The sequence below is a fragment of the Bacillus sp. LJBS06 genome (assembly GCF_016924995.1).
GTDB lineage: Bacteria > Bacillota > Bacilli > Bacillales > Bacillaceae > Bacillus > Bacillus stercoris.
In genome coordinates, this window is record NZ_CP070483.1 from 542,183 (window position 1) to 554,618 (window position 12,436).

Below are 12,436 nucleotides of genomic sequence, written 5' to 3' on the forward strand. Positions count from 1 at the left end.
GGTGGCTGTAATGAAAAAGAAAAGGATACTGATTGTGTCGGCTATCATGTTGTTGTTTCTAACTGTTGCTTCAGGTGTCACTGTTATTTCGGCTGATGGAGATACAACGACACAGCCAAAAATTGAAAAAGCTGGCGGCGTGGAATTGAAGGTAAAAAGGTTTCCTATCTCACGCTATCAAGCGAATAATGAAGCATCTGACGATTTAATCAAGGGGGCGTTTGTTGGACTGACAAACGTCACTTTTTCTTTTGCAGGAAACATTGTCCGTGTGGTTGATGCGGGAATGGATATTTTGTATAACTTGCAACCAATTGATGAGTTCGCAAACTCTATTACAAACGTCTCAAAAACAGTTTATAAAACACTGAAAAATAATTTCGGTGAAGCTTTATTTATTTTTACGTGCGCCTATGTTGTCTACCTGTTCTGTGTGAGAGGTAGCGTAAAAGAAGCAATGCGGCGGAGTATTCTATTTATTTGTGTCATGGTGATCGGCGGGCTTTGGATGTCAAACGCTGGTTATTACATGAAAGCGTTGAACGCTTTGTCTGTAGAAGCACAAGGAAAGCTTTTGAGTGCGGGAAATGGATTGGTTGGTATTGTTCAGAATGAAGGGAGTTTTGCAGACGGTTCTGCGATTGAAAAAGGTAAGGAAATGGAAGGTACAGTTGCGGTTATGCGTAACCTTTACTTTGACATGGCTTTAATGAAACCTTTTTTAATCGTGAATTTTGGAGAAACAAGTGAAGCAAAAATTAATGAAAAAGGTGATTCGAAAGAGAAATTATCAAGGGTCGATAAATTGCTTTCATACAAGCTGTCAGAAGACGGAGAAAAAGCAAAACAGAAATATATAAAGGACACTGAAATTGAAAAATATGATAATGAGCCTATGACTGCTGGAAGTGCTTTTACTCAACTTGGAGAGTCTTTTATCGCTGTAGTCGCTTCTATTGTCATTGGGATACCATTTTTAGCATTAGCGTTCTTTAATTTCTTGCTTCAAATTATCGCTTTAGTGATTGTATTCTTTGTGCCATTTGCTTTCATCTTAGCGTACGTTCCTCAATTAGCTTATTCGGGATTTGTTACGCTTGGACGCTTAGGGAGTGTTTACCTGCTGAAAGCAATGTTAGGGGTAATCGTTTTGTTTGTGTACGTGACTTGTTTTATCGTTGACAAGTTAATACCGCCAAATGGTTTTGGAATGTATCTTTTAAATGTTGCTGTCCTTGCCTCAATCTTGTGGATTGCTTTTTACAAGAGGGATGCCATTATCAAGTTTGTGACTGCTGGAAAAGTGGTTTCAGTTGATAATAATATGATGGAAAACATGAGACAAAACATAGTTCAGCCTGCTTGGGAACAAGCAAAGAAAATAGGTGGAGTATGGGGGAACGGAGGCGGCGTATTTACTGACTTTACAAAGCATTTTGGGGGAAGAAAAGACGGTTCGAATGCTGATGGCGTAACTGGTGCTCCAAGTGGCGGCGGTAATTCACCGAATGGGACTGCTATGGGATATGATAATACTCATGCTATTTCCAGAACACCGCAAAAAGAGACTGCTAACGGAATAGCTAGCCATAACAACCGTAACTTGAAGCGAAATCCTCAAACTCTATTGAAAGAACAACAAAAACAAAAAGAACCCTTTGCAAATGCAAAAGAAAATAAACACCAATCCCATTTAGACAGATTGAGAAAAGACGGAATAAACTCTCCTATGCTGAAAGATGTTTTGAATGAAGGATATGAGGATTTATCCAAACGAGCACCTATCTTGCAGGATAAAAAGGATGAATCAGCTAGAACAGATCAAAAAGAATATGTTGAACAGCTTCTTAAACAGCCAGATAATCAGCAACAAACTGACGATGCATCATTACAACATGAAGAAGAAATTGCTTCTAATCGAGCACCAGTCTTACAAGAGAGTGATAAAGACACAGAACGTACTGATCAAAAAGCGTATGTTTATGAAAAACAAAATCAGAATCCTGAAACAGATATGCAAAAAGATTTTGAAGTCCAGAAAGATGATTCTGTTTCAAAAAGTGAACCTGTAGCACAAGAGAGATTAGCAGACATCAAACGTTCAGACCAAAAAGTCATAATGAGTCAATCTGAACCACAGAGTGGCTTTGAAAGCTCTCAACCTACAAAAGTAGAGAATCAACCTGTTGTCAATAATGAACGAAAAACCAGACCATCTGAACCCGCAAAAGTTCATTCAGATGGTATTCGTGCTGAGAAAAAACAGACGGATGCACCTGCTGAAAGTAAGACTGTTTTAAGAGAAAATCAGCCTTCATCACAAACGATTAAGCGAACCGAACAAAACGTAAATACATTTGAACAAGTGTCTTTAAATGATATTGGAAGGCGCACCTCGTCAAAAGTTGAAGATCGACTGAGAAGGGATGAAAGAACAAGATGATAAGTAAAAAGGTAGTTCTTCCTTTGGTGTTCTCGGCTCCTTTTATCTTCTTTTTTGTTTTATGTATCGTAGTGGTTATGACGATTTCAAGGGAATATCAAGTTGGAGACGATTTTATAGGCGGCGGTGATGGCGAATATGAAACGGTTGGCATTGCACCGGAAGTCGAACGATTTAGAGCTGTATTTGAAAAGTATGCCCGTCAGGAAGGTGTTTTTGACCAAGTGAATATTATTATGGCGCTCACCATGCAAGAAAGTGGTGGGCGTTCTTTAGATATCATGCAAAGTTCCGAAAGTATCGGCTTACCTCCCAACTCCATAACTGACCCAGAATACTCGATTGAAGTCGGTATTAAACATTTTAAGAAGGTTTTTAAACAGGCTGGCGGTGATGTTCGTTTAACCTTACAGGCTTACAACTTCGGTTCTGGATTTATAGACTATGTCAAAAAGAATGGCGGGAAATACACAAAGAAATTGGCACTTGATTTTAGCCGATTGCAAGCATTTAAAATGGGCTGGAAAAGCTACGGTGACCCTAGTTATGTTGACCATGTCATGAGGTATGTAAAAGGCTCTGATAAAAATGTAAAGCCTGTGAATGGTTCTATGGATTTCTATGAAACGGTCATGAAAGAAGCTCTGAAATATGAAGGGCAACCGTATGCCTGGGGTGGTTCAAACCCGAAAACTGGATTTGATTGTTCTGGCCTTGTTCAGTGGTCTTTTGCAAAAGCTGGAATCACTCTTCCTAGAACAGCACAAGAACAACATGGGGCAACAAAGAAAATAAGTGAAAAAGAAGCGACTGCGGGTGACTTGGTGTTCTTTGGCGGCACATACGAAGGAAAAGCCATTACTCACGTTGGCATCTATGTAGGCAATGGCAGAATGTTTAATTCAAATGACAGTGGAATCCAATATTCTGATCTGAAATCTGGTTATTGGAGAGATCACCTTGTATCTTTTGGACGAATTAAATAACTAGGAGTGGAAACATGAAAACACATATTGTATGGGCTTCAGCTTGTTTAATATTACTGACCGGATTTTTTACGAATGGACAGCAAACGTATAAGATTGAAAGGTTGAAGGATAAAAATGAAGTTCTGACAGAAAAAATCAAGGAATTGAACCATATAGAATCCACAAGCAGCGCTTCGGAAAATAAAGCATTTTTTGAAGCATTTTTTAATTACTCGGACATAGATAAGCGATATGAAACAGTTAAGAACTATACAACCGAAAAAGGGTTTGATTATGCATTCCCTTCACGTTCAGATCAAAAGCACACAGTCAGCGTGCAAAGTGAATTACATTCACTAGAGAGTTATTCAAAACCATTAGATGAATCCCATGAATTGTTTTTAAACGTTGTTGAAATTGCCACTACTGCGAATTCAGTTACTACGAATCAAGTGTTGATTGTTCAAACGACTATGAAAAAAGATAAAGATGGTTGGTTAGTCGATAATGTACAGGTCAAGGGAAATGGATAAAAGGTGGAAAAGGTTAAATTGTTTGTTTATACTAAAAATTGAAAAAGGAGGGAATGTTTATTTTGAAAAACCTTTTTATTTTCCTTAGTTTGATGATGATGTTCGTTTTAACTGCATGTGGTGGCAATAAGTATGATGATGCGATTAATGAAGTTATTGATCTAGACAAAAAAAGCGCAAAAGAATCGGGCGCTGATACCAGTATATATACAAGAGAAAATGCTTTAATACGTGTGTATGATGGGGGAAAGTATATTCAAGTTGCTTTTTATCTTCCAGAAGATCATTCCCGTGAACTTTCACCATATGATTACTTTGAAAAACTAGGTGATAAATATGAAGAAATGGATAGCATGCCTGGAAACGGAGAGAATGATAGATTGGGATTGTCAAAGAAAACACCAGACTATGAAGAAGCAAAAGGCGAAGAGACAAAGTTAGAGGAGTAGACACACTGTGTTTGCTCCTCTTTTTTTCTGTTTATAAAAGTTTTGCTGTGATGTGGCGTCAAGTCGCAAAAGTCTTGCTGTAACCGCAAAAAAACCGCAAAGGAGTAGATATAATGTACCTTTTTGCAATTCATCTTTGTAAAATTAAGGTGGTTCTGACATAATACAATTAATGTAAATATTCGCACAATTTTAAGTAAGGATGGAGGAATTTACTAGTGAATCCGGTTTTCTTGACGAAGGGGAAAATTCCATATGATCTTGTTACAAGGAAACTTAATGCTTGGTATACAGCGATTAAAAATGATCGTGTTGAACAAGCTGAAAATATAAAGCAGGAAGTAGAGAAAGAACTCGAAATAATGGAAGAAAATCAGGATGCGTTGTTGTATTATCAATTGTTAGAGTTTAGGCATGAAATAATGCTTAGTTATATGAAACCTAAAAATTTGTACAATTTAGAAAATTCTTTTGAAACACTTAAAGAGATAGAGTTACAAGGCCAATTGACAGGAATGCTGGAGTATTACTATTACTTTTTCATGGGAATGTATGAATTCAGAAGAAAAAACCTGACAACAGCAATAAGTGCTTATAGAGTTGCGGAAACAAAATTGTACGAGGTAGAGGATGAAATTGAAAGAGCTGAGTTCTTTTTTAAGGTAGCGCATGTTTATTACTATATGAAGCAAACATATTTTTCATTAAATTATGCATCTAGGGCTTTGAAAATTTTTAGACAATATGATTCTTATGCTGTCCAAACTTTAAGATGTCAGTATATTGTTGCTGGAAATTTAATTGATTCTTTAGATTATGAAAGGGCATTGGAGGAATTTAATAATTCATTAAGAATTGCTGAATCAGTTGGAATAGATCATTTAATTGCCATGTCCCATATGAATATTGGCATTTGTTATGATGAGCTGAAGAAGTATGATCAAGCTGTTTTTCATTTGAAAGCTGCGTTGAAACTTTTTGAAAATGTCGGTCACAGCTTTATAACTAAAACATTGTTTAATCTTACACACATTAAGGCGAAACAAGGGAAGTATGACTTAGCATCAGTATATTTTGATAAAGGTTGTTTAGTGGCAAAAAATAATCAAGATGAAGAATACTGTGCAAAGTTTAAAATTTTAGAAGGACTTTACTTCACAAATGGTGAATATGATTTGATTAATGATGCTTTTGCGTATCTTGAATCCAGAAAAATGTACGCAGATATTGAGAACTATGCTATTGAAATTGCAGAATTTTTTCATGAAAGAGGGAACCTTGATCTTTCGAATGAATATTATCGAATAAGTATTAAGGCAAGAAAAGAAATAAAAAAAGGAGAGATTATAAATGAAAATCAGCCGGATTCTCTTTACAGTGGTCATATTAAGTAGTGTTTTATCTTTTGTTAATCATACCAACGATTTTGTGAAAGAGCCAATTCAAGTTGCGGCGGATAGAGTGGGTGCATAATTTGCTCTAAAAAAACTGGATCAAACTTATGGAAAAAAGTTTTCCTTATGTATATTAAAAGTGCTATCACATATTCGAAAAAAAGATGTAAGTTTCGCAAAAGTATTAAGCTAGCTTTCGGGTTTTTAATATCTTTGCCTAATTCTTGTGTTGGGTGTTTGTTTTTGATAGCGAACAAATACTCAGAGCTCAGAGGAGTAAAGCATTTAAACGGGAATTTAAGTGTTTTCGGTGGCTCCTCGATTAAATTTTTCGCGAATAGTTTAATTTTGTTATCTCCACAGAAAAACTCCTGGCTTGGGAACCGGGAGTTTTTTCTGTGTATATAATCATATTTTAGGGTACAGAATAATATAGATGTAGTAAGGAAAGACAGTTTGGGAAAATTGGTGCGGGTATAGCGGAATAACTCCTTGTATTTTGCTAATAACATAAAGTGAGTTATAAGAAGTAAAGAAATTCCTGTTGAAAAAATCTCTTTACTATCCCTTTAAGACATTTTTATCCTTAGCCACTGATGAGTACTGATGAATAATCAAATTATTTTTACAACCGTTCTCCCTCTTACTTGTCCTTCCAATATTTCAGGAAGAACGTTAGGAAGTTGATCTAAAGTAATTTCTTGTGAAATAAATTCCTCTAAACTAGATGGTTTAAAATCTGTTGCTACACGATGCCATGTTTTTAACCGTGTTTCCATTGGACAATATACAGAATCAATCCCAAGTAAATTAACACCTCTTAAGATGAATGGAAAAACAGTAGTTGGCAGTTTTGTTCCAGCTGTTAATCCACTAACAGCAACGGAACCTCCATATTGAATTTGGCTTAAGATAGAGGCAAGAGGTTCCCCGCCTACAGGATCAACAGCTGCCGCCCATTTTTGTGATCCTAAGGCTTTAACCTTCCCTCCATAGGTCATATCCCGTGAAATAATTGTACTAGCTCCAAGTTTTCGTAAGTAATCATATTCTGATTCTTTACCTGTACTAGCTTCTACTTGATACCCGAGAGAGTTAAGGAATGAAACAGCAAAACTACCAACGCCACCTGTTGCTCCTGTTACCAGAACTTTTCCTTTTTCGGGAGATAGGTTATTTTCTTCTAGACGTTGAATAGATAGTGCCGCTGTGAAGCCAGCTGTTCCTACTATCATTGCTTCTTTGAGGGTCAAATTATCAGGTAAAGGTACAATCCAGTCTCCAGGGAGACTTGCATATTCGCTAAAACCGCCAAAATGAGAAACACCTATATCATAACTTGTGGCAATCACCTTATCCCCCTCTTTAAAGCGAGGATCATTAGAAGAAATGACTACACCTGCTAAATCTATACCCGGTATAAATGGGTATTTTCTTACGATTTTCCCATTGGGGTTCCCTGCAAGTCCATCTTTGTAGTTAATTCCAGAGTAGTGTACTTGGATGTGGACATCACTTTCTGGTAAAAACGCTGGAGAAACATTCTTTACTTTAATTGAAAATTCATCATCAACTTTGTTTACAACTAGAGCCTTGAATTCGTCTTTCATTTTATAAATCCTCCAATATGCTATCTTGATGTGAAACCACTTTAAGTATACACAATTATTCTGACCGGTCAAACTATTTTGTCTGGTCAGAATAATTTTGTGTGGATTTCATGAACTGTTGTATACTAATTGAAGGTTAGCTTTCTGGAGGTTTATTATGAAGAAAAAAGCAGAAGAAAGAAAGAATCAAATATTAAGGGCAGCTTTCCAAGCTGTGTCAACACAAGGTTATAATTCAGTTACACTACAAAGTATTGCTGATCACGCAGGAGTTAGTAAGGGCGTCGTGCATTATTACTTTGATAATAAGGAAGATACCCTTTCTCAACTACTTGAGTGGATTACAAATAAAATTTATAAACATGAATTGAAAGCAGTGGATTCGGAATCTACGCCACTGGATAAGTTGAAAGCTTATGTAAATTCAATATTTGTCTCTCCCGAGGAAAATGAAAAGTTTTACAAGGTTTATTTAGATTTCTTGTCTCAGGCAACCCGAAATGAAACGTACAGGAAAATTAACCATAGCTTTTATCAACAGTGCTGGGGCATCACATCTAACATTATTATTTTTGGACAGGAAACAGGAGTATTTGACCAAAGTATAGATGTTGAAAAAGCTTCAAAAACAATGCGATCTATTGTAGATGGATTGCTCATTCAATGGCTAATGAGTGAAGATATAAATTCACATGAATATTATAAAGAGATTTGTTATCAGAGCTTTTTGAAGTATTTAAAGCTCACTTAATTCTATTAGTTTATCTCCATTCTTTACGTAACAGAAAAAGACATAACGAATCTAAAAACAGAAAATGTCCCTTAATTAAGAAGCATCATTGACACATGCAATGTCATAAAAATATTCAGTGGTTTACATTTATTGAGGGTACTTGAAGAATGAGGATACCAAATGAACAGGTTGGTATCTTTATCGTTTTAGCTCACCATTTTTTAACCATAATTCATATAAACGTATATAAATGATGGAAAATGAAAATAGGAAATGTAATGAAAACAAGCTTTCATAATCAGTGATACGGATTTACTATGTTGAGGGACTCGATTTAGATGAAGATACCAAAACATATTGGTATCTTTTTTTGTTGTTGGAATTACTATCTCCTTTAGGAGTTCATGACATGGCACCAAAAGCAAGTTGTAACCTTGTTGTAGTAGCGATGGAGGAAAATATTAAAAATAGAAAACCTCTATCTGGTTACACAAGCTTTTAGCGGGTTTCATAATTAATCAAAAAAATTGATTTTATTTGCTTGCATTTATTTGAAAATCATGAGTATAATAAATACATCAAAAAAAGTTGATTAAAGTAGGCGATATGAATGGATGAGACGAAATCAGAACTACTTCGGAAATATGAACAAAAATTTAAGGCTCTTGCTGATCAGAAACGATTAGAGATCATGTATGAACTTTGTCAAAGGGGAAAAACCTGTGTTTGTGATCTGACTGAGATTTTTGAGGTGACACAATCTAAACTTTCTTATCATCTTAAAATTTTATTAGATGCCAACTTAATAACGAAAGAGACAAAGGGAACATGGAGCTATTATGATTTAAATGATGAGGAAGTAAATAGTTTATTATCAGAAGAGCTTTGTTGTGTATTTAGAAAAAAAGGTGAAGGAGATTGCTGTTAAAAAATTTTTAGTCATTAAATCAAATTTTTTTGATTAATATATAAGAGGGGGAATTAAAATGAAATATGTTCATGTAGGGGTAAATGTTGTAAGTTTGGAGAAATCGATCAATTTTTATGAAAAAGTTTTTGGAGTAAAGGCTGTAAAAGTAAAAACAGACTATGCAAAGTTTTTATTAGAGACTCCTGGACTGAACTTCACTTTAAATGTCGTAGATGAGGTGAAGGGAAATCAAGTGAATCATTTTGGATTCCAAGTAGATAGTTTGGAAGAAGTTTTGAAACACAAGGAAAGGCTTGAAAAAGAAGGTTTTTTTGCACGTGAAGAAATGGACACGACTTGTTGTTATGCAGTCCAAGATAAATTTTGGATTACTGATCCAGATGGAAACGAGTGGGAGTTTTTCTATACCAAATCGAACAGCGAGATTCAAAAACAAGATTCCTCCTCTTGTTGTGTAACACCTTCAAGCGATAGTAAAACGAACTCTTGCTGTTAATAAAAAGGTGAGGATAAGTAATGAAACGTTTATCATTTTTAGACCGTTATTTAACCATCTGGATTTTTCTTGCGATGGCATTGGGGATAGGATTAGGTTTTATATTTCCGGGCTTTGTTGGCGGATTAAACAAATTACAAGTTGGAACTACATCTATCCCTTTAGCAATTGGATTAATATTAATGATGTATCCTCCACTAGCAAAGGTTCGCTATGAAGAAATCGGCCGGGTATTTAAAGATATTAAAGTATTAATTTTGTCTTTAGTGCAAAACTGGATCATTGGTCCGACTCTCATGTTTATTTTGGCTATCATCTTTTTGCCAGATAAACCGGAGTATATGATTGGACTTATTATGATTGGATTGGCTCGCTGTATTGCGATGGTTATTGTGTGGAATGACTTATCAAAAGGTGATACAGAATACGCGGCAGGATTAGTTGCTTTCAACTCAATTTTCCAAATGCTTTTTTTCTCGGTTTATGCTTACATTTTTGTAACAGTTATTCCGCAATGGTTAGGGATGGAAGGAGCAGTAGTGAATATTACGATGGCAGAAGTCGCAAAATCAGTATTCATTTACCTTGGAGTTCCTTTTATTGCAGGAATGGTGACACGTTATATTTTTGTAAAAGTGAAGGGGAAAGAATGGTATGAAAAAGTGTTCATTCCTAAAATTAGTCCAATTACGTTAATTGCTTTGCTATTTACAATTATCGTCATGTTTTCCTTAAAAGGTGATGTAATTGTTAGCTTGCCGTTAGATGTTGTTCGAGTTGCGATTCCATTATTGATTTACTTTGTTTTAATGTTCTTTGTTTCCTTCTTTTTAGGAAAGAAAATCGGGGCAAACTACGCTGTAACCACTACTTTAGCTTTTACAGCAGGAAGCAATAACTTTGAATTAGCGATTGCTGTAGCTGTTGGTGTGTTTGGAATTCATTCGGGTGCAGCATTTGCCGCCGTAATTGGTCCGCTTGTAGAAGTGCCGGTCATGATAGCACTTGTTAAGGTTGCTTTATGGTTTCAACGAAAATACTTTCGAAGTCACTCGATGTAGAGGTGGAATATATGGAGAATAAAATTATTTACTTTTTATGTACAGGGAACTCTTGCCGAAGCCAAATGGCTGAAGGATGGGCTAAACAATATTTAGGTGATGAGTGGAAAGTATATAGCGCGGGGATAGAGGCACATGGATTAAATCCGAATGCAGTTAAAGCGATGAAAGAAGTTGGTATAGATATCTCTAATCAAACGTCAGATATCATCGACTCTGATATTCTGAACAATGCTGATTTAGTTATTACGCTTTGTGGTGATGCTGCTGATAAATGCCCGATCACGCCTCCACATGTAAAACGTGAGCATTGGGGGTTTGATGATCCAGCAAAAGCACAAGGGACAGAAGAAGAAAAATGGGCGTTTTTCCAAAGAGTTCGTGATGAAATAGGGGATAGGTTGAAGGAATTTGCAGAAACAGGGAAATAAACTCTTTTGTTAAAGGATGCATATTTATATGTGTCCTTTTTTTATTAATGTGTAGCTATACGACTTGACACCAGTAACACGTGCAATACCATAAAAATATTCAGTGGTTTAGTAACCTAAAAACAGTGCTCATTTTATTGAGGTACTGTGAAGAATGAAGATACTAAATCAATAGGTTGGTATCTTTATCGTTTTAGCTCACCATTTTTTAACCATATTTCATATAAACGTATAGAAATGATGCAAAGTGAATATACAGAGTGTAATGAAAACAAGCTTTCATAACCAGTGCTATGGATTTACTATGTTGAGGGCCTAGTGGGTGAATAACCCGTGGAGGTTCAAGTCCTCTCGGCCGCATCTCAATGATACCAAGGGTTTTGACGACCTTGGTATTTTTTTGTGTTTATTTTTAAATAATCTACTGCCCACAAACTGCCCACTTACCTAAAGTAAGCCATCTAAAAAAATGTTAGATGTGTTTATGGCTGATGTTGCTGACCTGATTGTACAAAAAAGCTAATTCATAATGAAGTGAATTAGCTTTTTTTCATACGGAGAATTCAAGAGTGTTTCTTAATAAAGTGCAGTAAAGTTTGTTTCTTCTTGAAAGAAAACATATAGCCTCAGGTTTAATTGCCTACTATCCAGTTTGTGTAGTTTTGATAACTGTAGGTGTCTATATCTTGATTCGTACCTTGCCAATCATAGAGGCATATCAAATAATGGTGAAAAACGAAGAGTATATAAATAGATTCGGCTTTAAGCTTAGTAAGAAAGTGAGAAAAAGAATGAATGATATCTAATAAAAGAGCCTAAAAAGGTTCTTTTTTTCATTATGAAAGAAAAAAGATAAAGTTCTCAGTTAATCTTAATTTGAAGTAGGTTCATTATATTTTTAAATGAATTCATGTACTAGGAGTGAAAATATGAAAACATATATTACATGGGCTTGATATTGCTGACCGGATTTTTTACGAATGGATAGCAAACGTATAAGATTGAAAAGTTAAAGGATAAAAATGGAGTTCTGACAGAAAAAAATCAAGGAATTAAACCATATAGAATCAACAACAAGCGCTTCGGAAAATAAAGCATTTTTAATTACTCGGACATAGATAGCGATATGAAACAGTAAGAAGCATACAATCGAAAAAGGGTTTGATTATGGATTCCCTTCTCGTTCAGATAAAAAGCCAAAAAGATGGGGAATATTACTGGGATTATTCAGAGGATTATTCTGTTATATCGGATTTCTACAAAACAATGTCTTAAGTCATCATTGATTTTGGTGACCAATTAGTTGCCCTGAATTCATAAAAAGGGATAAAATAGCTGTAAATAAAGTTGCTATTTTAAAATGAGAATCAATTCATTATCGTAAAAG

11 protein-coding genes and 1 pseudogene are annotated in these 12,436 nt (G+C 35.4%); 11 read left to right on the forward strand and 1 reads right to left on the reverse strand.

All coding sequences use genetic code 11. The features are described from left to right. The first annotated feature begins 1 nt into the window (after window position 1). From JQX68_RS02815 to JQX68_RS02835, 5 genes are all read left to right on the forward strand, one after another. Window positions 2-2,443, forward strand: coding sequence for a CD3337/EF1877 family mobilome membrane protein (locus JQX68_RS02815; RefSeq protein WP_205440524.1), 2,442 nt, complete (start codon window positions 2-4; stop codon window positions 2,441-2,443). Next, a complete protein-coding gene (locus JQX68_RS02820) occupies window positions 2,440-3,429 on the forward strand; it encodes a bifunctional lytic transglycosylase/C40 family peptidase (RefSeq protein WP_205440525.1) in 990 nt (329 codons plus the stop codon). The genes JQX68_RS02815 and JQX68_RS02820 overlap by 4 nt, the downstream gene beginning before the upstream one ends. Before the next feature lie 14 nt (window positions 3,430-3,443). Beyond that, window positions 3,444-3,944, forward strand: coding sequence for a hypothetical protein (locus tag JQX68_RS02825; protein WP_205440526.1), 501 nt, complete (start codon window positions 3,444-3,446; stop codon window positions 3,942-3,944). A gap of 62 nt (window positions 3,945-4,006) precedes the next feature. Continuing rightward, entirely contained in the window at window positions 4,007-4,393 is a 387-nt protein-coding gene (locus tag JQX68_RS02830) for a cystatin-like fold lipoprotein (protein ID WP_369888457.1), read from the forward strand. Window positions 4,394-4,611: 218 nt separating this feature from the next. Beyond that, window positions 4,612-5,787 (forward strand): Rap family tetratricopeptide repeat protein, encoded by a 1,176-nt coding sequence (locus JQX68_RS02835; protein WP_205440527.1) that lies wholly within the window; start codon window positions 4,612-4,614, stop codon window positions 5,785-5,787. Window positions 5,788-6,401: 614 nt separating this feature from the next. Here the strand turns inward: JQX68_RS02835 and JQX68_RS02840 are convergent. Then, complete coding sequence (locus JQX68_RS02840) at window positions 6,402-7,397, reverse strand: NADPH:quinone oxidoreductase family protein (RefSeq protein ID WP_205440528.1); 996 nt, start codon at window positions 7,395-7,397, stop codon at window positions 6,402-6,404. Between the two features lie 157 nt (window positions 7,398-7,554). Between JQX68_RS02840 and JQX68_RS02845 the strand changes: the two genes are divergently transcribed. From JQX68_RS02845 to JQX68_RS21920, 6 genes and pseudogenes are all read left to right on the forward strand, one after another. Next, window positions 7,555-8,148 (forward strand): TetR/AcrR family transcriptional regulator, encoded by a 594-nt coding sequence (locus tag JQX68_RS02845; RefSeq protein ID WP_205440529.1) that lies wholly within the window; start codon window positions 7,555-7,557, stop codon window positions 8,146-8,148. Window positions 8,149-8,740: 592 nt separating this feature from the next. After that, a complete protein-coding gene (arsR, locus tag JQX68_RS02850) occupies window positions 8,741-9,058 on the forward strand; it encodes an arsenical resistance operon transcriptional regulator ArsR (RefSeq protein WP_141949618.1) in 318 nt (105 codons plus the stop codon). A gap of 58 nt (window positions 9,059-9,116) precedes the next feature. After that, window positions 9,117-9,557 carry an ArsI/CadI family heavy metal resistance metalloenzyme gene (locus JQX68_RS02855; RefSeq protein ID WP_088679302.1) on the forward strand — a complete coding sequence of 147 codons (441 nt, stop codon included), beginning with the start codon at window positions 9,117-9,119 and terminating at the stop codon, window positions 9,555-9,557. Between the two features lie 20 nt (window positions 9,558-9,577). Then, window positions 9,578-10,618 (forward strand): arsenite efflux transporter Acr3, encoded by a 1,041-nt coding sequence (acr3, locus tag JQX68_RS02860; RefSeq protein ID WP_088679301.1) that lies wholly within the window; start codon window positions 9,578-9,580, stop codon window positions 10,616-10,618. An 11-nt stretch (window positions 10,619-10,629) separates the two neighbouring features. Beyond that, window positions 10,630-11,049: an arsenate reductase (thioredoxin) gene (gene arsC, locus JQX68_RS02865; RefSeq protein WP_205440530.1), complete on the forward strand. Its 420-nt coding sequence runs from the start codon at window positions 10,630-10,632 to the stop codon at window positions 11,047-11,049. A gap of 946 nt (window positions 11,050-11,995) precedes the next feature. Next, window positions 11,996-12,245: pseudogene (locus tag JQX68_RS21920) on the forward strand (hypothetical protein); the annotation flags it as partial. Window positions 12,246-12,436 lie beyond the last annotated feature (191 nt).

Coding starts and splice junctions, on each gene's coding strand:
- JQX68_RS02855 (WP_088679302.1), top strand. CDS start 9,117: ATGAAATATGTTCATGTAGGGGTAAATGTTGTAAGTTTGGAGAAATCG.
- JQX68_RS02840 (WP_205440528.1), bottom strand. CDS start 7,397: ATGAAAGACGAATTCAAGGCTCTAGTTGTAAACAAAGTTGATGATGAA.
- acr3 (WP_088679301.1), top strand. CDS start 9,578: ATGAAACGTTTATCATTTTTAGACCGTTATTTAACCATCTGGATTTTT.
- arsR (WP_141949618.1), top strand. CDS start 8,741: ATGGATGAGACGAAATCAGAACTACTTCGGAAATATGAACAAAAATTT.
- JQX68_RS02825 (WP_205440526.1), top strand. CDS start 3,444: ATGAAAACACATATTGTATGGGCTTCAGCTTGTTTAATATTACTGACC.
- JQX68_RS02820 (WP_205440525.1), top strand. CDS start 2,440: ATGATAAGTAAAAAGGTAGTTCTTCCTTTGGTGTTCTCGGCTCCTTTT.
- arsC (WP_205440530.1), top strand. CDS start 10,630: ATGGAGAATAAAATTATTTACTTTTTATGTACAGGGAACTCTTGCCGA.
- JQX68_RS02845 (WP_205440529.1), top strand. CDS start 7,555: ATGAAGAAAAAAGCAGAAGAAAGAAAGAATCAAATATTAAGGGCAGCT.